Annotated in this window: 13 protein-coding genes; 7 read left to right on the top strand and 6 right to left on the bottom strand. The window is 33.7% G+C overall.

Features of this window, described 5'->3' with window-relative positions; genetic code table 11:
• From RBR53_05415 to RBR53_05430, 4 genes are all read right to left on the bottom strand, one after another.
• Positions 1-711 (bottom strand): class I SAM-dependent methyltransferase, encoded by a 711-nt coding sequence (locus RBR53_05415; GenBank protein ID MDY0132090.1) that lies wholly within the window; start codon positions 709-711, stop codon positions 1-3.
• Entirely contained in the window at positions 698-1,939 is a 1,242-nt protein-coding gene (locus RBR53_05420; protein MDY0132091.1) for a glycosyltransferase family 4 protein, read from the bottom strand. The genes RBR53_05415 and RBR53_05420 overlap by 14 nt, the downstream gene beginning before the upstream one ends.
• 137 nt (positions 1,940-2,076) lie before the next feature.
• Entirely contained in the window at positions 2,077-2,583 is a 507-nt protein-coding gene (locus RBR53_05425; protein ID MDY0132092.1) for a hypothetical protein, read from the bottom strand.
• Positions 2,584-3,666 (bottom strand): hypothetical protein, encoded by a 1,083-nt coding sequence (locus RBR53_05430; GenBank protein ID MDY0132093.1) that lies wholly within the window; start codon positions 3,664-3,666, stop codon positions 2,584-2,586.
• 95 nt (positions 3,667-3,761) lie between these two features.
• On the opposite strand from RBR53_05430, the gene RBR53_05435 reads away from it, so the two are divergent.
• The 3 genes from RBR53_05435 to RBR53_05445 are packed head-to-tail and all read left to right on the top strand — an operon-like array spanning position 3,762 to position 5,469.
• Complete coding sequence (locus RBR53_05435; protein MDY0132094.1) at positions 3,762-4,082, top strand: hypothetical protein; 321 nt, start codon at positions 3,762-3,764, stop codon at positions 4,080-4,082.
• Positions 4,063-4,587 carry a dihydrofolate reductase family protein gene (locus tag RBR53_05440; GenBank protein MDY0132095.1) on the top strand — a complete coding sequence of 175 codons (525 nt, stop codon included), beginning with the start codon at positions 4,063-4,065 and terminating at the stop codon, positions 4,585-4,587. Before RBR53_05435 ends, RBR53_05440 begins: the two co-directional genes overlap by 20 nt.
• Before the next feature lie 27 nt (positions 4,588-4,614).
• Positions 4,615-5,469 (top strand): pyruvate, water dikinase regulatory protein, encoded by an 855-nt coding sequence (locus RBR53_05445; GenBank protein ID MDY0132096.1) that lies wholly within the window; start codon positions 4,615-4,617, stop codon positions 5,467-5,469.
• A gap of 99 nt (positions 5,470-5,568) precedes the next feature.
• Here RBR53_05445 and RBR53_05450 read toward each other — a convergent pair whose 3' ends face one another.
• Together RBR53_05450 and RBR53_05455 are read right to left on the bottom strand one after the other, a co-directional pair.
• A complete protein-coding gene (locus tag RBR53_05450) occupies positions 5,569-6,099 on the bottom strand; it encodes an inosine/xanthosine triphosphatase (protein ID MDY0132097.1) in 531 nt (176 codons plus the stop codon).
• A 105-nt stretch (positions 6,100-6,204) separates the two neighbouring features.
• On the bottom strand, positions 6,205-12,156 hold the full coding sequence (locus RBR53_05455; protein ID MDY0132098.1) for a PAS domain S-box protein: 5,952 nt from the start codon (positions 12,154-12,156) through the stop codon (positions 6,205-6,207).
• Between the two features lie 356 nt (positions 12,157-12,512).
• On the opposite strand from RBR53_05455, the gene RBR53_05460 reads away from it, so the two are divergent.
• The 4 genes from RBR53_05460 (at position 12,513) to RBR53_05475 (ending at position 19,943) form a co-directional block, all read left to right on the top strand.
• Positions 12,513-14,189, top strand: a complete 1,677-nt coding sequence (locus RBR53_05460) for a glutamine--tRNA ligase/YqeY domain fusion protein (protein MDY0132099.1) — start codon at positions 12,513-12,515, stop codon at positions 14,187-14,189.
• Positions 14,190-14,287: 98 nt separating this feature from the next.
• Positions 14,288-15,157 (top strand): biotin--[acetyl-CoA-carboxylase] ligase, encoded by an 870-nt coding sequence (locus RBR53_05465; protein MDY0132100.1) that lies wholly within the window; start codon positions 14,288-14,290, stop codon positions 15,155-15,157.
• 31 nt (positions 15,158-15,188) lie between these two features.
• The gene (locus tag RBR53_05470; GenBank protein MDY0132101.1) at positions 15,189-18,887 is read left to right on the top strand and encodes a pyruvate carboxylase; all 3,699 of its coding nucleotides are present in this window, start codon (positions 15,189-15,191) and stop codon (positions 18,885-18,887) included.
• Between the two features lie 96 nt (positions 18,888-18,983).
• Complete coding sequence (locus RBR53_05475; GenBank protein MDY0132102.1) at positions 18,984-19,943, top strand: DUF523 and DUF1722 domain-containing protein; 960 nt, start codon at positions 18,984-18,986, stop codon at positions 19,941-19,943.
• Positions 19,944-20,021 lie beyond the last annotated feature (78 nt).

Here is a 20,021-nt window from a genome sequence, read left to right on the forward strand (position 1 = left end):
TTATTTTTTTTGGAAGTATAAAACTATGCTTTTTCCGCAAACAGGATTAAGGAGTTTATCAAGAAATCTTGTAAGAAAAGGCTTGCTTATGATATCCCACTCAAGAAATCTTTTGTAAAGATTAACAGTCTTGCTGTCTTCCCTTCTAGGGCCTGCAAGACATTTAAGCCACCAATAAGGAGAGTGAAGGCTGTGGGCAAAATGATAATTTAAAAATCTGCAGTTTTTGTCTTTGAAAATATTTTTAATCTGGCTTTTTTTATAAATTCTTACATGGCCCTGATTTGCATTGAAATAATCGTCTGAAAGCATCCAGCAGATTTTTTCAGGCCACATTCTTGGTACACTTACAGCAAGGGTTCCGTTTTTTTTAAGCACCCGTAAAATTTCTGAGGCTGCTTTATCATCTTCTGGAATATGCTCCATAACTTCAGAACAAATTACTATATCAAAAGATTCATCCAAAAAAGGAAGGTTTGTTATATCTGAAGTTACAAGATCCCAGGTTCCTCCACCTGAAAACCCCAGCTTATCGTGGTATTCAAGCCTTTCTTTGGCAAGAAGGAGATCATCAAAGTTTAAGTCAGCTCCAACAGACATTACGTTTTCCCGTGAATAAACAGCAGCAGTGTGACGTCCGGGCCCGCTTCCTATATCAAGAATTTTTGCCCCTTTTTTCATTGGCAGATATTTGAAATCAACGGTGATCATTAATTACCTCCTCATAGGTAGCGATAGTTTGTTTAGCAGCTTCTTTCCAGGTGAATTTGGAGTGCACTCTTTTATATCCTGCTTCTCCAAGTTCTTTTCTTTTTTCGGGATTATCGAGAAGATAAATTATTGCTTTTTCAATTGCCTCTGGATCCCTTGGTGGAACAATAATTGCCGCATCTCCTGCAACTTCGGGCAAAGCTCCGCCTGAGGTTGTAATTACAGGAGTTTTTGTTGCCATTGCTTCTCCAACAGGGATTCCAAATCCTTCATACAATGAAGGAACTACTGCTATGGTTGACTTTGCATATTCTTTTACAAAATCTTCGTGGGAAAGTCTTCCTGTGAACCTTATAAGGTGGGAAATATCAAGTCTTTTTATTAACTTTTCTATTCCTCCGTTTTCCTTTGGCTTTCCAATTACTGTTAGTTTGATTTCTCTTTTTTTAGCAACCTGGTAAATTGCTTGAAGAAGGTAGTAAAGGCCTTTTAGAGGAGTATCTGCACTATTTGTGCAAATAAGAGAAGCTGGCTCTCTTTCTATTTCTTCCATTGGGTGAAATAAATCCAGATTGATTCCGTTTGGAACAACAGTGAACTTATTTTTATCTATTTTATATTCTTTTGAAATATCGTTTTTTGAAAACTCTGAAACTGTAATGATTTTTGGTAGTCTTCTTGATACTCTTTTCTGCATCCCTATAAATGAATACCATCTATAATGCTTGAATTTTTTCCATGGGGACCTGACACTTGAAATAGCAAGTTTTCTGTCAACAGTCATTGGGTGGTGAATTGTGGCAACTACAGGAACTTTTCTGTTTATTGCCCAGATTCCGTAGGAAAGGGACTGGTTGTCATGGATGATATCGTATTTGTGGAACTTATCTTTTAGATAGTCATATGCTCTGAAACCAAAGGTAAAAGGTTCTGGATATCCCATGAAGCTTACCCCAAGCCATTCCATCAGGTTTACTGGTTTTTTCAGTTCAGATGAGGTGGGAAGTCTGAAAAGATTTTCCGGGTCATAAAGATCAAGGGTTTTTATGGGAATAAGCTTTGCTTTTCCTTCAAGAAGAGGATCTGGCGGTCCTGCAAGAACATCTACCTGATGACCCATTTCAGCCATTTCTCTGGCTATGTTTCTTACATAAACTCCTTGGCCCCCTGAATGGGGGTTGCTTCTATAACTGATGATGCAGATTCTAAGTTTTTTTTTCATTACCATTTATTTACTCTGATTTGTTTAGTATAAAAAAGTTGAATTACGTCTAATAAAGGGATGCGTCAAGGAAAAATTATTTAATCAATCCAGAATTCAAAGATTTTCAAGTTTCTGGCATTTAAGAAAATATGTGTCAAGGTTTAAATCCTGAGTATGAATTCATCTATATAAATATATTCTAAATTGGAAAAAATTCGTTTTCTTATTTGGTTTTCAATGATAACCAAAATTTCATCTTTCCTGCTTTCTTTTATTTCAATTCCTGAGTATGGAGAAACAGCAATTGATGAAGCATAGGCAATTCTTTCCCATTTTCTTCTTATTTCCTTAATTCCCTCTGAATTGGAAAATCTGAAATCAAGGGAAATGGAAAGATAGCTGCCGTCTGCCAATGAAGTGGCAAATCTTGTTTTAAAAGAAGGAAGGTTTTTTATTTCTTCTTTGGAAGGGTTGCCTTTGTTGTTTTCAGTAAGCTTTCTTTCTACAAACATTTTACTCTGGCTTTTTCTTGCCTGATAAATCTCTCCAAGCCCCTGGAACTGGAATTGCTTTTGATAATATTCATTGTAAATCAAAGCTCCTATTGAAAGGGCAGAGATAAGAACAGCAACAATAATGAATTTTATATAATTTTTTTTCTTTTCCATTTAAGGGTCATACCTTGCTTCAAATCTTATTGATAATGTTTTACCTGGTTTTATTTCCGGAACAATATTTATCTCCCACTGAATTTTAACATGTTTATCATCTATTGCCATGATTTCCGAATAAAATTTTTCTTTAACTTGATTTTGAATATACTGGGGGTCATTATCTGAGTAAACTTGGTAATTTACAAGCTTTGTTAGTTCTTTTACAAATTCGCACTGCCAATCCCAAAGTCTTGCATCTCCAGATTCTTTTACTTTAGGAAAGATTTCCATGGCATCAAATATAATAAAAGAGCCGTCTTCAGACAATTTACCAGGATATCCTGTTGAATGATTAAATGTAAAATCCCTGTCAATTATTGTAATCAAATCTTTTCCTTCATGCAAATACACACTTAGGTGCCAGGGTTGGGCACAGGCTACTCTTTTCCTGTTAATGCATCCTTTAAGCCTCAAGGTTTTTGTTCCGTCAGCTTTTGTATAATAATAGGGAGCCTCTGTGAAATACTCACCTTTTACAAGTTCAGTTTCCAAAGGATATAAAAATTCTTTATCAATATAAGCTAAATAATTAGAAAAGTGATTTGTTTCAAAATATACAATGTTTTTCTTTGAATCTGTTTTTTTTGTTTTTACTTCAGTCCAGTCTTTAAGGCTGGGATCATAATATTTTACCCCGATTTTATCATTTCTATCAGAAAATTCGTTGTTAAAAGGAATTCCAAGGGTTATCTTTTTTTTAAATACAAGGCCTTCAGGCAAAAACTTAATACAATCACCTGCCGGAAGAGTTCCTTTTTCAAGGGGAGATGGAAGATAAGATTGTTTTTCAATAGTAATTTTTTTATTTGAATCAAGGGCGTTTTCAGGAATAATTGCCATTGCTTTTTTACCTGAAAAATCAAGAGACACCTCACCTCCTGAATTGTTAATTGTTTTTGAATTTTTTAAGATTTCCCCGGTTTGATTATCATCATTTTTATCAGCAGAAGCTTTGTTTGTTGTGCTATTATTGCATCCGCAGGATGACAAAATTAAAAATATAATTATAATAATTTGAATAAATTTAAAAAATTTCATAGTGATCTCTGAAAGTAAAAAGTTTATAAAAAATTCTATGGTTTTTTTAGATAAGATGTTGCAATATACGTACCAATTTTAAAGGAGTTTAGAGGATGGATGAGCTTTTATTAAAATTTCCCAATTATCTTGCAGTAAAATTTAGAAATTTACCTGATCCAGAAAAAAATAAGGTTCTTGAAAAGGCAAATCTGCTCAATATTAAAGAAATTGAACCTGATGAAGAAACTATTGAAGCTTTTGATGAGGCAATAAGGTACAAGGAGGCAAAAGTTTCCCTTGTAAGACTGATGCTTGAGGGTATGATTGAAGATGATATAAATGACAGGTTTGAAGCAAAGGAAATTGCAGGCTCTCTTTTAAACAAGTATCCACTGTCAGAGGTATTAAAAAAATATGAAAAAAAACACAGTTAAAAGGCAGATTAAACTTACCCTTTTAATGGCTCTTACTGCAGACGGGTTTACTGCAAGAAATTCCCATGAATATACAAATTGGACTTCTAAGGCAGATAAAAAACTGTTTTTTGAAATCACCCAAAGGGCAAAAGTAATTATAATGGGCAAAAACACCTATAAAACTTTACCCTATGTATTAAAAGACAGGCTTAATATAATAATGGGAAAATCTGATAAAGAAAATTCTGAAAAAAACTTAAGGTTTTTTTCAGGCGAACCAGATGAACTTCTTAATCAGCTTGAAAAAGAAGGATTTAAAGAGGCAATTCTTTGCGGAGGAGCATCAACCAATTCTAAGTTTTATGAAAAAGGCCTTATAGATGAGGCGATCTTTACTATTTCTCCTTTTCTTTTTGGTAAAGGTCTTTCAGTTTTTAATAAAGAAGTAGAAATTTGCCTTGAATTAAAAAACTGTGAAAAAATAGACAAAAACACAATCATGCTAAATTACCTTTTTAAATGATTTTCATAATGATGATAAGGACTTAATATGAAAAAAAGTTTGACCCAGATTCAGGGCCCGCCTGTGTATATAGTTTCGTGTGGAGAAGGAATAAACGGAGAACAGCTTTTAAAATCAGCCCTTGTTCAATTTCCTGATTTTAGATTTCAGATCAAAAGGATTATCCATGTAAAAAGAAAAGAGCAGGTTGAAAAAACAGTTATTGAAGCAGTGGATGCCGGAGCTATTCTTGTTCATACCCTTGTATCTGATGAAGTAAGGGACCACCTTGAAGAGTTTGCTTCAAGATTTACCCTTCCTGTTTTTGATGCCATGGGGCCCTTGCTTGATATGCTTTCTGAAAAATTGAATACAAAACCTATTAATGAACCAGGAAGATTCAGGCGTTTCAACCAGGTTGATATGAATAGAATAAATGCAATTGAATTTGCAGTTTCACATGATGATGGAATTAATCCCCATGATCTTGATAAAGCTGAGATAATTCTTGTTGGTGTGTCAAGATCTGGTAAAACACCTTTAAGTATGTATCTGGCTTTTCAGGGCTGGAAAGTTGCCAATGTTCCTGTGGTTGTTGAACTCCCCTTAATAGAAGAGCTTTTACTTGCTGACAAAAAAAGAATTGTTGCTCTTTTTATTGATGCTGAACAGCTTATGTCCCATAGAAGAATCAGAAGGCAAAGGGTTGGAGTGGGTAATACAGGAGTAGACTATTCTTCCTCTTCTGGAGTTTTCAGGGAAGTTGAGGCCGTAAGAAAGCTTTATAGACAAAACCGGTTTACCATGATCAATGTTAGCAACAAACCTATTGAATCAAGTGCTGAAGAGGTTGTTTCAATAATAAAAAGGCGGTTTCCCGGCGGAGCTCATAAAAGACTTTAATAATAAAATAAGCTGAAGGCAAAATTTTTAATTAAAATTAAGAACTCAGTTTTTATTTAATTAATACTGGGCTTTATTTAAATAAAAATCTGTAATTGATTAAATATTGTTTATATATGAAATAAGAGCCATTTGAATGGCTGGAATGGTGTAGTCCATCCGGGTAACTTTTCCCTTGCTCAAGATTCCAATAAGGCCTTCACTATAGCCTATTCTTTTGTTTTTTGTATATCCTGATCTGTGAACAGCAATATCAAGTTCAATTTTTTTAGAAATAAGGATTTCTGATGTTTTTTCAGGGAGTTTGAATCCGGGGCCTATACCTTTAAAAGTTTTTTGACCATTAAATAAAGCACAGACTGTTGTATTATAATAAATATTTTCACAAGGATCTTTAAATACACCAGATTCAATTCCGCATCCAAGAAGGCAAGGGATTGATTTGAAAGCATTGATTGCTCTGTTGGAAGCTCCTTTTATGGTTTCTTTAAGCCCAATGGGCTGATCTGAAACAAGAGAAGGGACTTCAAGATTTTTAAAGTCAAGATTTTCTTCTGGAAAAAAAGATTGGAAAGCTTTGTTAACTGCCAGAAGTTTAACAGGGTTTTTTGAGCCAAGACAAATAATCATAAAATTTATTCCGTTTTAATAAGTTGATTTATAAAAAAAGTATTTAAAACCTGAGTTGGGTGGTTTTTTTAATTTAAAAAGATGAAATTCTCAATTCAGGTTAACTTAAGATGAGTCTTTGTTTATTTCTGTATAGGGAATTTCTGCAACAATTTTTGTGCCTGAACCTGGACTTGAATTAATTTCCATTTTTCCTCCAATAAGGGAAACTCTTTCCTTCATTCCAAGGATACCCATTTTTTTACCTGAAGCATTCAAATCAGGTTTAGAATTTAAATGAAAACCTTTTCCATTGTCGTTTATCCGGACAATTACCCTTGGATAGGAAGCTATGAGTCTAACTCTTGCAGTATCAGCCTTTGAGTGTTTTAAAATATTGTTTAAAGCTTCCTGGATTATTCTGAAAATATTTATTTCTATATCATAATTCAAGTAAATATTTTCCATTCCCGCTGATTTAAAATCTATTTTAATTTTGTGCTTTGAGGAAACTTCTTCGCAATGCTGGTAAATTGCTTTTACAAGACCAAGTTCATCAAGGTTTGGAGGCCTTAAATCATAGGAAATATGTCTAATGTCAGAAATTGAATCTTTAAGTCCTCTGGAAAGAATCTGGATTTTTTTACCAAAATCATTGTCTTTAAAGTTTTTTATTGAGTCGGCTGTAATTTTAAGAAATGAAAGATTTTGGGCTACATGGTCATGGAGATCCAGGGCAATTTTTTTTCTTTCATTTTCCTGGGCCTGGATAATTTTTTTGGTAAGAGAGCTTATTTGTTTTTCTGCTTTTTTTAATTCGGTAATATCTTTTGCAAAAACAGCAACTCTTCCTTTTTGATTTGGGTTTCCTTTTATAGGGTAAAGAGTGATATCATAAACATAATTTTCTGCATAATCCTGAAAAGTTACTATTTGCTCAGTGGTTGTTATTTCTTTAATAGTTTTTTTCTGGCCTTTTGCAAAGTTTTTAGGAATTAAATCAAAAATATTTTTGTCAATAATTTCTTCCAGAGGAAAACCAAATCTTTTTGCAGCTATTTTGTTGGCAGTGATAATAAATCCGTCTGAATCAACCATGATTACAGAGTCTTTGGTTGCATTTATCAAAGCTCTTATCTGTCCTTCTCTTTCTGAAATATCCAAAGAAAGCTGCTTTAGTTTTGAAATATCTGTTATAACGGCAAAACTTCCGTCATAGTTTCCTTTATCATCATAGAGATTTTGGCCTTGAAAAAGAACTACCACTCTTTTATTGGATTTTGTTTTAATTTCATATTCAAAGACCCTATTTGCTTTAAGCAGTGAAGGGTGGAAAATAGAAGTATCATCAACAATTTTTTCTAAAAGTTCTGAGGTTTTTTTTCCTATCATCTCTGACTTGCTATAACCTGTTATTGCACACATTCTTTCATTAACATAAGTGACTACTCTGTTTTTATCCTGGACCCCAAGTCCGTCATTCATTCTTTCAACCAGGGTTTTGTATTTTGTTTCACTTTGAATAAGGGCTTTTTCGGCTTTGACCTTAAATTCAACTTCTTTTTGAAGCTTGAGGTTGAGGTTTATAAGATCATTTGTTCTTTGTTTTATTCTTTCTTCAAACTTTGTGGTTGCTTCATGAATAAGGTTTTCTGCCAGATTTTTATCTCCTATTTTTTCTGTAAGGGAATTGAATTTTTCCATATTTTCCAGGCAGATTCCACTATGGGTGCAAATAATTGAAAGAAGCTCAATTTTATCCTGGTTAAACACATTTTTTATTTCCATATTCTCAAGATAAACAACAGCTTTTAAACTTTGCTTTCTTATCACAGGAAGACAAACAATTGACTTTGGGATTATTTCTGCTTCAGGAGTGAAAAACTTGGAATATTCTTTGGAAATCTGCTCAGGGAAAAATATCTGCCTTGTTTGAAAAACATTATGAACAACAGGCTCCAGTATTCTTGAAAAAGATGAAATTCCTGCACCTGGCTGATAAAACTCAGAACCTTTGTTTGAAGATGCTGAAGCTGAAACAAGGGGAAGATTTTTCTTTGCTTCTATAAAATACCCATGGGTTGCGCCTGAAATATCAATTACAATATCCATTAGTTGTAAAACAAGCTCGTTTTTAGTTATTTTATCTGACAAAAGCCCCAGTGACCTGAAAATTTTTGGAAAGCTTCTCAAAGGGAAATCAGGTCCTGAAAGATATTTGATTTCTGAGTCAGTATCTGAGGTTTCTAATCCCAGAAGACTTGAAAGTTTTAAAAGACAACCCCATTTTCTATAGGCGGAAACTGCCAGGTTAAAATAATTGTATGAGGTTTTAATTTTGTCTGTATCCTTAAAAAAAATATAGGCTCGCTCAGAAAATAAAGCTTCATCCTGGGTAAATCCGCTTTCTATTGACTGATTTATAGCTTGATTATAAAAAAACTCAGCTTTTTTAAAGTTTTTTAAAATTTTTGCTTTCTCAGCTTTTATCAAAAGATATCTATGATAATTGTTTGGAGGAGAAAGAAGGGCTAATTTCTTGAATTTCTTAGTTCTTTTATCGATTTCTTTTTTAATTTTGTCTTGATATTTTTTATTTGATATTTTTTCATATTTTAAAACTGAAATAAGAGAGCCTATGAAAAAATGATATGGGTATACCAGGGTTGAAGCAGCTCCATTTATATTTTTGTCAGCTTTTTTCCAATACTTATCAGCTTTTGGAATATTATTCATATAAAGATAAATAAAGCTGTTTGCAAAATTTGTTAAAAAATTACCTGTAATATCAGGAAGTTTATTAAACTTGTTTTGGGTTATAGGCTTTAATTCCGACTCTTTTAAAAAAATTTTGGAAAGGGTTAAAAAAACTCTGGAATGGTTAAGATCAAGAATTTGTCCGATTTGCTCCAGGTTTATTTCTGCTATTTCAAGTTCTTTTCTTATGTTTGCCAAAGGATGGCCTGCAAAAAGGGAATAGGTTAAAAGTGTTTGAATTCCATGGGAACCAAACTCAAAATCCCCAAGTTCAAAACTGATTTCCTTTCCCTTTCTAAGCATGGGAAGGCATGAATTAACAGGCTCTTTCCAATGTTTTAAAAATATTGAATTTACAATAAGGGTTCTTGAATATCCTATAGAGCTTTTATATTTTTCCCCAAGTTCAAGACTTGTTTCTCCAAGCAGGGATGAATAATTGTAATTGTTTAAAATTTTGTTAATAGAAATTCCCAATGCTGACAATCCATAAAGGGTTTCAGGGCAGATTCCATGTTTAAGGCTTAATTTTATCATCAAAGAACAAATAACAGGATGAAGTTCAGGACAGGAAAGATAACTTGGAGTAAGAAGTAAAGATAAAATTTTCATTGTTGTTTCTATGATTTTATCTTCCATGGGTTTAAGTTTTTTTATTTTCCTTTTTGGATTTGAGGAAAGAATAAACTTAGTTTTCAAGATTGTATAGATTGCTTTTGCTTTTCCTGGTTTTTTATTAATTTTTATTCCCAGTTTTCCTAGAATGAAAATTCCAGATTTTATAGCATTGTCAAGATTGTTATCAGAAATTTGAGAGCTTATAAGAAGTTCGTAAGCCTTAAGCTGACTTAAAATATCCTTGTTATTTAGTAAAATTTTTTCGCTGTTTTTTCTTACTTTTTCATAATCACCTGATAAAAGAGCAGAATATCCTGATTCAATAGCTATTTGAGTGGCCAGTTCAGGAGTGTTTTTCCAGATATTTTTTCCAAGAAGATTTTCAGCGTTTTCAAGAAATTCCAAAGCAGTACTTCCCGAGCTTGAATTTATTGCGTTTTTTGCAGCTTTAAGGTTGAGCTTTGCAATTTTTAATTTTTCTTCCTTTGAAAGAAATTCAGCTCCTTTATTAAAATAAAACGCTATTTCATATAAAATTTCATTGTCAGTTTCTATTAGTTTTTCCCCGGTTTCATAAGCTTTCAGGAGTTTTTTTCCTATTGTTAAATACGTTTTTTTTCTTTGTTCCAAAGACATTAAACCAAGAATTGTCTGCTGGATATTGTCATGTTTGAAACAATAGATTTCAGTGTTGTTTTCTGTTGTTTTAAAAATTAACCCTGAGTCAAACCCGGGAAAAAGAAGAGGTTCAATTTTGTTTTCAGGAATTTTTGAAATAAGTGAGAGTCTGGATTTGGAAAAATAAGTTCCTGAGCAGGCTGCCAAAGAAAGAAGATTATAGGTTTCTATGCTGAATTTACTTAGAATTTCTTTGATATAGTATTTTGAAAACTTTTGCCTGCTTTGTCTGTAAATGGAGTCAAAGTCCCATTTCCAGATACCTTTATCAAAGTCATGATAAATAAGTTTTGCTGAATGTATAGAAAAAATATACTGGTGGATATTAAAAGGATTTCCCCTGGTCTGTTGAAAAATCAAGTCTGCCAGGGCAGCGTTTTCACCAGGTTCATTTCCAAAACTGTCTTGAACAAGTTCAGTTATATCATGGATTGCCAGAGGCTGAAGTTCTATTAATTCAAAGGGAATCTTGTTTTCTTCCATTGAATGGATAATTTTGTTTATATACTCTGTTGACGGATTTGTTATCTTTCTAAATGCTCCTATAACCAGAAGAGAACCTCCCTGGAAATACTTGGAAATCATGGAAAAAAGTTCTAAACTTTCTTGATCTGCCCAGTGAAGATCATCAAGATAAAGAATCACAGGATTGGTAAACAAAAGACAGGACTCCAGAAACTTTATGCAGGCATTAAAAAATTTGTTTTTGTTTATTAAAGGATCTATTTCACCTTGATCTTCTTCAGGTTTGATAAGAAATGAAATTTCAGGAACAAAGTCTGAGATTATTTTTGAATTCTGGTTAAAGTTCTGGGCAAGAATTTCTTTTAACTTGGTTGATTTGTCTTCCCCTTTTGAAACTACATTTCTTATAAACTTTGAAAAAGCTTCTTTAAATGCTGAATAAGGCTGCTGACTTTTTTTTCTGGTGAACTTTCCAGAAACAAAAATTCCTCCAGCTTTGTTTATATTTTTTTGAAACTCTATTATAAGTTTTGTTTTTCCAATTCCAGGTTCGCCTTTGATAAAAATATTTTCTTTATATCCTTTTGCAGCCTTGTAAAAAGCAATTAAGAGCAGGCTTAATTCTTTTTCTCTTCCATAAATTTTATCTGAAATGTAAAAGTTTCCAGAAATATCTCTTTGTCCAGGTGTAAATGAAGCAAGGATGTCTTTTTCTTTATATGCTTCCATGCATTTTAAAAGGTCATGTTTAAGACTATAAAGGGATTGATAACGTTTTTCTTTGGATTTTGATAAAAGTTTTTCAATTATTTTAATCAAGGGAGGAAAAATTTCCGGGGATATTTCCTGGATGGGCTTTTTTGAAGCCAGTGCATTAATAAAACTCTCCCTTTCCTTAATATCTTCAAAAGGCAGAGTTCCTGTGAGACATTGATAAAAAAGAACTCCCATTGAATAAAAATCAGTTCTAAAATCAATTCCTTCTTTGTAACTTTCAATTTGTTCAGGAGCAAGGTAGTAGATGAAGTTTTCTATTGACCCGGGTTTTTTTTCTGAGTCTGATTTTAAAATTGAAAAAGAACTAAAAGAAGGAGGAAGTGCCTTGATATTATTGTTTTTGTCAATAAAAATTGAAGCAGGATGGATGTTTAAATAAGGATGGTTTCTTTTATGAATTGATTTAATCATCTCTGTTATTTTCAAAGCAAGATCAAGAAAGGCTGTAGTTGAGGAAAAGGGGTTTTCTTTTTTTAAATTTAAAGGTTTTTCTAAAAAATACAAAAGAGGGTTTCCTGGGGGTTTTTCAAAAATAACTACAATTTTTCCTGTGGATTCTTCGGTTGTAATTTCAATAATAGCTGCTGTGTTTTCTATTGGATTTTCTTTAAATTCCTGAAGTTGATTTTTAAGATCTTCAAATTCCAATGAATTTATAAAAGAATCATATTTTCTAAGGATAAATTGTTTTTTGCTGAATAGATTAATAACATTATAAGAAGTAAACCCAGGTTTTTTAGCTAAAAGTCCTAAAATCTGGTATTTGTTTTGAAAAATTTCCATTAATTTTGTTTTCCTGTTTTTTTGTTAAATAGAGGAAACTAAAAATTTTCGTCTATTTAAATTTTCCTCAAAATTATATTTGCAGAAATTTTATTAAAAAACAATTTTGAGATAATATCTGGTTAATTTATTGTAAATCAAGGTTGATTAAATAAAAGTTTTAAAATTTTTCAATCAGTAAAACTTTTACCTTTCCAGGGTAATATGGTAATTGAATTCAAGGTTAATATTTTTAAGCTTCTTAAGCTGATTCTTTAAATTCAGCTGATTTTGTTTTTTTGTAAATTAATTATTTTAATATATGAAATACTCAATTTAAGTTCAATATGAGTTGGAAAAATTACAGGGATGAAAAAATGAGCGACAAAGAAATTTCTTCACATTTTATTCGTACTAAAATCAAAAAAGATCTTGAATCAGGAAAATATAAAAAAGTTGAAACAAGATTTCCTCCTGAACCAAACGGATTTCTTCATATAGGGCACGCAAAGTCCATTTGTCTTAATTTTGGAATGGCAGAAGAATTCAACGGCAAATGCCATTTGAGGTTTGATGATACAAACCCGGAAAAAGAAGATATTGCTTTTGTTAAATCAATTAAAGAGGATGTAAAATGGCTTGGTTTTGACTGGGGAGAGAATTTATCTTATGCATCAGATTTTTATGATTTTTTTTACGAAATAGCTGTGGGTTTGATAAAAAAAGGCAAAGCTTATGTTTGTGATTTGACTGCGGAAGAAGTTAGGGAATTTAGAGGTACTTTGACTGAACCAGGAAAAAATAGTCCTTACAGGGAAAGAAGTGTGGAAGAAAACCTTGACCTTTTTGAAAGAATGAAAAACGGAGAGTTTGAAGAGGGGGCAAGACTTTTAAGGCTTAAAATTGATATGGCTTCTCCAAATCTTACCATGAGAGATCCTGCAATTTACAGAATAATGAAAGTTCCCCACTACCGCACAGGGGATAAATGGAAAATTTATCCAATGTATGATTTTGCCCAATGTCTTTCAGATGCAAAAAATAATATCACTCACTCACTTTGTACACTTGAGTTTGAAAACAACCGGCTTCTTTATGATTGGATTTTAAAGGAAAGTGAAATAAACCCTGTTAATGGACTTCCCGGACAGACTGAATTTGCCAGATTAAACCTTTCATTTACTGTTTTAAGTAAAAGAAAACTTGTTGAACTTGTTAATAAGAACATAGTTGAAGGTTGGGATGATCCTAGAATGCCCACAATTGCCGGAATGAGAAGAAGGGGAATTCCTCCCGAGGCAATTAGAAGTTTTTGCGACAAAATAGGAGTTGCAAAAAATGACTCAATTGTTGACGCAGCTCTTTTTGAGCATTGTGTAAGAGATGAGCTTAATGGAAAAGCAGAAAGAAGATTTGGAGTTTTAAATCCCTTAAAAGTTGTAATAGAAAACTATGAAGACGGTAAAGAAGAAGTTTTTGAATGCTTAAATCACCCAAATGACGAATCCATGGGAAAACGGGAAGTTGTTTTTTCCAAGGAGATTTATATTGAAAAAGAAGATTTCATGGAAAATCCTCCAAAGAAATTTTTTAGACTTGGGCCTGGAAGGGAAGTAAGGCTTAGGTATACATATATTATAAAATGTGTTGATTATATCAAAGATGAAAATGGCGAAGTTGTTGAGTTAAGATGCACTTATGATCCTCTTTCAAGGGGGGGGAATCCCCATGATGGAAGAAAAATCAAAGGTACAATTCACTGGGTTTCAAAAAAGTATTCTGTAGATGCCAAAGTAAAGGTTTATGACAGGCTTTTTAATGTGGAAAATCCCGGGAAAGGTGAACTTGAGGAATCATTAAATACAGATTCACTTAAAGTGTTTGAAAATTGCAAACTTGAGCCTTTATTAAAAAATGCAAAGCCCGAAGAAAGATTTCAGTTTGAAAGAAATGGATATTATACGCCTGACAAAAATTCTTCTCCTGAAAACCTTGTATTTAACCAGATAATAACTTTAAGGGATCAATGGGGCAAAATTTCCGGTAAAAAATAAATTTAACTAAATAATATAATGATATAAAATCCGATTAATTTTTCATTTAAACTAATTTAGTTTCTGCCAAATTGAGAAACTCAGGCATTAAAAATTTAATGTATAAATCAAAAGGGCAGATTTTAGTGCCCGGATTGTTAAATAAAGAGTTTTGTCCTCCAGACACAAAGTTTACCGGATTTAAATTTAAATCCGGTAACAATTTATGGTCAAAGGTGAAAAACAGTTCAGTTCCCTGGGATATTTATTCAGTAAACCAGTGTGAATCAACAATGGATTCTCTTTTTTATCTTATTGAAAAAGAGAAGAAAAAAGATTTTTCTTCTTTAATTGCAATGAGCCAGAATAAAGGAAGGGGACAGTATAAAAAGAAATGGTATTCTCCAAAGGGAAACTTATCGGTTTCAATTCACCTTCCTTTTATTTTTAATAATCAATGGAGCGAAAACTATCTTCCCCTTATTTTTGGGAATCTTTTAACCGAAGCTTTAAGTGATTTTGGGATAATAACCCAGATAAAATGGCCAAACGATATCTTTTTTAAAGGAAAAAAACTTGGGGGTATTCTTGTTGAGAAAAAACGAAATTTTTATCTGGCAGGTATAGGAATGAATCTTGTTTCAATTCCAGGGGATGATGAGCTGGAGGATGAGTTTTCCATTAAGCCCGGATCTCTTTTAGAAGAAGGAATAAATATAAATTCCCCTTTAATCTTCTGGGATTTTGTTTTGGAGCATTTTTATAGTTTTTTTGATAAAAGACTTGCAAAAGAGTCGCCTTCTGATTTAATTAATAGTTTAATTCGAAAACTGGCCTGGCTTGACGAAGAGGTTTTTTTAGATGATCCATATACAGGAATTAAAAAATATATTCTAAAAGGTCTTTCTGAAGAAGGTGGTCTTTTACTTTATGACGGCAGAACAACAAAAGTTGTATATTCAGGCAGGATAAGACCTGTAAATAATTAAAAAAACTAATATTTAGGGGATAAAGGCGGTTATGAAAGAAAAAACTTTTCTTGAATTTTTAGACGAAGTTAATGGAAGGTCCATCCTTATAGCAAACAGGGGAATTACTGCCAGACGTATTTCAAGGGCCATTTCAGAAATTCCCGGTGCAGTTTCAATGGTTACGGCTACTGATATTGACAAAACTTCTCCGGCAGCAATCAGTGCTCAGCAGCTGATGCTTCTTGGTAAAGAACCTACAGCCTATCTTGATATTGACAGGATAATAAAAAGGGCAAAAGAGCGTGGTGTAATTGCTATTCATCCAGGTTGGGGGTTTGCAGCAGAAGATGATACCTTTCCAAGTAAATGCAGGGCCGCTGGAATAATTTTCATAGGGCCTGAGCACGATGCCATGAAAACACTTGGAAACAAGGTTGCCGTAAGAACCCTTGCAGCCTCCCTTGATATTCCTGTTGTTCCGGGTTCTGAGTCAGCTGTTGATATTCCTGAAGCAAGAAAAATTGCCCATGAAATAGGCTTTCCCATCATGCTCAAGGCAGAAGGAGGAGGGGGCGGAAGAGGGATTTATGAAGTTTATTCTGATGAGCAGCTTGAATCAGCATTCCAAAAGTCCTCTGCAATGGCAGAAGCATCTTTTGGGAATCCAAGGATTTTTGTTGAAAAGCTTCTTAAAAATGTAAGACATATAGAAATTCAAATTGCAGCAGATAAATATGGTAATGTTTTTGCCTTTGATGAAAGAGATTGTACAATCCAGAGAAATCATCAAAAGCTTGTTGAGATTACTCCTTCTCCATGGCCCAAAATGACAGAAGAATTGAGAACAAGGCTTAAAGAATACTCAATAAAGCTTGCAAAGGCAGTTAATTATCATACTTTATGCACTGTTGAGTTCCTGGTTGAACCCGATGGAAATCCTTATCTTATTGAAGTAAATACAAGACTTCAGGTTGAACATGGAATTACTGAGTGCAGATATGGAATTGACCTTGTGGAAGAGCAGATTCTTTTGGCTTTTGGACTTCCATTGAGGCTTAATGAAGAAAATACAAAACCTAATCAGTATGCAATGCAAATAAGAGTGAATTGTGAAGATCCTAAAACCAATTTCACTCCCAATGCAGGAAGAATTACAAGGTATATTTCTCCGGGAGGCCAGGGTGTAAGAGTTGATTCCTGTGTTACTGCCGGGTATGAATTCCCTTCCCAATACGATTCAGCGGCTGCACTTGTAATTACCCATGGAAGCACCTGGGACAAGACTGTCCAGCTTATGAGAAGAGCCTTAAGAGAATATATGATAAGCGGTGTTAAAACAACCATTGGTTTTTACAGAGAACTTTTGAAACGGGAAGAATTTAATAAGGGCGAATTTGATACAAAGTTTATTTTAAAAAATCCCAATCTTTTTGATTATATAGACAGGCAGCCTGAAGGACTTAGGCTTTCAAGGCTTATAGCTGATATTTCTGCCAAAGGATGGAATGAATATGTTTCCCTTGGTGAATATAGGGGGATTTCTGATAAAAGACTTGGAAAGTTAAATGTGGTTCTTCCTGATCTTTCACACGAAGAAACCTATAAATCACCATATCCCAGGGGAGATAGAGATTCTGTTTTAGATTTTGTAAGAGATACTGATTATGTCCATTTCACTGATACAACTCCAAGGGATCAGACCCAGTCAAATAGTGGTAACAGATTCAGACTTGCCGAAGACAGATTGATTGCACCCTATATTGACAGGTGTAATTTTTTCTCCATTGAAAACGGAGGCGGTGCCCATTTTCATGTGGCAATGCTTGGAAACATGACTTATCCTTTTACAGAGGCTGAGGAATGGAATTCTGATAAAATGGCGCCTGAAACCATGAAGCAGATTCTTGTAAGATCAACCAATGTTCTTGGATACAAGCCTCAGTCAAAAAATATGATGAGGGCAACAGGAGAAATGATCTGTGAACATTACGATATTATAAGATGTTTTGATTTCTTAAACCATGTTGACAATATGAGACCTTTTGCAGAAGTTGCTCTTTCGTCAAAGAAAAATATTTTTGAGCCGGCACTTTCAATGTCATGGACAAAAGGTTTTACGGTTCAAAATTATCTTGATGTTACAGAGGAAATGATTGAAATGACAGCCTCAGTTGCAGGAGTTTCAAAAGACAAAGCTACAAGGATGATAATTCTTGGGCTCAAGGATATGGCAGGAGTTTGTCCTCCACGATTTATCAGAGAAGTTGTTACAGCCTTGAGAAAGAAATATCCTGAGTTGGTTCTTCACTATCATAGGCATTGTACAGATGGGCTTTTTACTCCGGCTGTTGCCGCAGCTGCTGAAGCAGGTGCCCATATAATAGACGTGGCCTTGGGGGCTTCTGTAAGATGGTATGGACAAGGAGATGTCCTTTCAACAGCAGCATACATGGAAGGCGAACTTGGGCTTAAGACAAAACTTGACAAGGAAATGATAAGAAACGCAAATTTTGTTGTTAAGCAGATTCAGCCTTATTACGATAAATATTGTGCTCCATATTTCCAGGGAATTGATTACGATGTGGTTGAGCATGGAATGCCCGGCGGTGCAACATCTTCTTCCCAGGAAGGTGCAATGAAGCAGGGTTATATTCATCTTCTTCCCTATATGCTTAAATATCTTGCAGGTATAAGAAAGATTGTAAGATACCATGATGTTACTCCTGGCTCACAGATTACATGGAACACAGCTTTTCTAGCAGTAACAGGAGCATTCAAGCGTGGCGGAGAAAAAAATGTAAGAAGGCTTTTAAGAGTTCTTGAAGAAGTAGTTACTGTTCCTGAAGAAGAATTGAGCGAACAGACAAAGCTTGAAAGGCTTGAAATCTATAGAGACAGTAATGATGCATTCAATGATCTTATTTTAGGAAAATTTGGAAAACTCCCCCTTGGATTTCCTTCTGACTGGGTTTACGAAAGCTGCTTTGGACCAGAATTGTATAAAGATGCAATTGCTTCAAGAACAACAGCTTCACCCCTTGAAACACTTCCTGATATTGATCTTGTACAGGAAAGGGCTGAACTTAAAAAAGCATTGGGACGGGAAGCTAGTGAGGAGGAATTCATCCTCTATATAAATCATCCTGGCGATGCTCTTAAAACAATTAAGTTTCAGGAAAAATACGGAGATCCCAATAATCTTCCCCTTGATGTTTGGTTTGAAGGTCTTGAAAAAGGAGATACAACCCAGTATCAGGATTCAAAGGGAATGCATCATAAAATGACAATTCTTGAGATAACAGAGCCCGATGATCAAGGTATGAGCATTGTAAGGTATCATCTTGATTCAGAAATTTTTTCTTACCAGCTCAAGGTTGCAGAACCTCTTAAGGGAAGCGGAGCTGATATAGAATTTGCAGATCCTTCCAATCCATATCAGATAGCTTCACCTTCAACAGGTGATTTATGGGTAACCCATGTCAAGGCAGGAGATTTGGTAAAAGAGGGCGAAGAAATTTTCAATATCTCAATAATGAAACAAGAAAAGGCTGTACTTGCTAAAAAAGCCGGACGGGTTAAACGAGTTCTTAAAACTGCTGATTACCAGAATGACAGAAAAATGATTCCAGTTAGAGATGGGGAGCTTATAGTTGAGCTTGAGCCTGTAAGTGAAAAATTATGCTCAAAATGCGGTGCTGATCTTGATGATAAATTTTATTTTTGCCCGTCTTGTGGAACTAAACAATAAGTTTTTATTTTAGTTTGATTCTAAGGCATCGGCTGCGTCCGATGCCTTTTTTAGCTTTTATTTGAAGATAAACTCTTTTAAATCATAGGTGAAAAAATGGTTAAGCCCAAAATAATAGTGAGCAGATGCCTTGGGTTTGATAAATGCAGATACAATGGTGAAATAATTAGATCTGAAACCATTGAAATGCTTAAGGAATATGTTAAGTTTATCAGTGTATGTTCTGAAGTTGAAATTGGGCTTGGCATACCTAGGGAGCCTTTGAGGATTGCTGAATCTTCAGGTGAAAAACACCTTATTCAACCTGCAACAGATAAGGATTTTACTAAAGAGCTCAATGAATGGAATAAAAGTTTTTTTGATAAATATAAAGACGTAGACGGATTTATTTTAAAAAATCGTTCTCCATCATGTGGAATCAAAGATGTGAGAATATACAAAGGTTTTTCAAAAACATCTTCAGCTTATAAGGGCAGCGGTTTTTTCGGGGGGTTTCTTATGGAACAATTCCCTTTTCATCCAATTGAAGATGAAGGAAGACTTTTAAATTATGAAATAAGGGATCACTTTTTTGTAAAACTTTTTGCACTTACCAAATTCAAGGAAATTAAGAAAAAAAATATTATTAATGAACTTAATAGGTTCCACAGTGAAAATAAACTTCTTTTCATGGCATATAACCAGACTGGATTGAGGAAGCTTGGCAGGATCCTGGCCTCTTATGACAAATCAAATAAAGAATTTGTTTTTGAAGAGTATGAAAAAGAGTTTTTGAAAATATTTACTAAAAAAGCAGGAATTGGGTCGTTTATAAATGTTTTACAGCACGCTTTTGGAGGGATGTCTGACAAGCTCTCTTCGGAAGAAAAGAAGTTTTTTTTAAATAGTCTTGAAGAATATAGGGATGAAAGAATTCCTTTAACCACTGTTAGCTATCTCATTCTCTCCATGTCTGTTAGATTTAAAAACGAATATCTAATAAATCAGACTTTACTCAATCCTTATCCCCAGGACTTGATCAAAATTTCAGATTCAGGGAAAAAATTAAGGCGATAATTGATTTTAAAAAAATATAGGATGTCAGATTTATATCTTTGGAATTTCTTTAAATTGTAAAAAAGTATATATTTAAAA

Source organism: Desulforegulaceae bacterium (assembly GCA_034006035.1).
Lineage (GTDB): Bacteria > Desulfobacterota > Desulfobacteria > Desulfobacterales > JACKCP01 > JACKCP01.

Coding starts and splice junctions, on each gene's coding strand:
- RBR53_05415 (MDY0132090.1), bottom strand. CDS start 711: ATGATCACCGTTGATTTCAAATATCTGCCAATGAAAAAAGGGGCAAAA.
- RBR53_05420 (MDY0132091.1), bottom strand. CDS start 1,939: ATGGTAATGAAAAAAAAACTTAGAATCTGCATCATCAGTTATAGAAGC.
- RBR53_05425 (MDY0132092.1), bottom strand. CDS start 2,583: ATGGAAAAGAAAAAAAATTATATAAAATTCATTATTGTTGCTGTTCTT.
- RBR53_05430 (MDY0132093.1), bottom strand. CDS start 3,666: ATGAAATTTTTTAAATTTATTCAAATTATTATAATTATATTTTTAATT.
- RBR53_05435 (MDY0132094.1), top strand. CDS start 3,762: ATGGATGAGCTTTTATTAAAATTTCCCAATTATCTTGCAGTAAAATTT.
- RBR53_05440 (MDY0132095.1), top strand. CDS start 4,063: ATGAAAAAAAACACAGTTAAAAGGCAGATTAAACTTACCCTTTTAATG.
- RBR53_05445 (MDY0132096.1), top strand. CDS start 4,615: ATGAAAAAAAGTTTGACCCAGATTCAGGGCCCGCCTGTGTATATAGTT.
- RBR53_05450 (MDY0132097.1), bottom strand. CDS start 6,099: ATGATTATTTGTCTTGGCTCAAAAAACCCTGTTAAACTTCTGGCAGTT.
- RBR53_05455 (MDY0132098.1), bottom strand. CDS start 12,156: ATGGAAATTTTTCAAAACAAATACCAGATTTTAGGACTTTTAGCTAAA.
- RBR53_05460 (MDY0132099.1), top strand. CDS start 12,513: ATGAGCGACAAAGAAATTTCTTCACATTTTATTCGTACTAAAATCAAA.
- RBR53_05465 (MDY0132100.1), top strand. CDS start 14,288: ATGTATAAATCAAAAGGGCAGATTTTAGTGCCCGGATTGTTAAATAAA.
- RBR53_05470 (MDY0132101.1), top strand. CDS start 15,189: ATGAAAGAAAAAACTTTTCTTGAATTTTTAGACGAAGTTAATGGAAGG.
- RBR53_05475 (MDY0132102.1), top strand. CDS start 18,984: ATGGTTAAGCCCAAAATAATAGTGAGCAGATGCCTTGGGTTTGATAAA.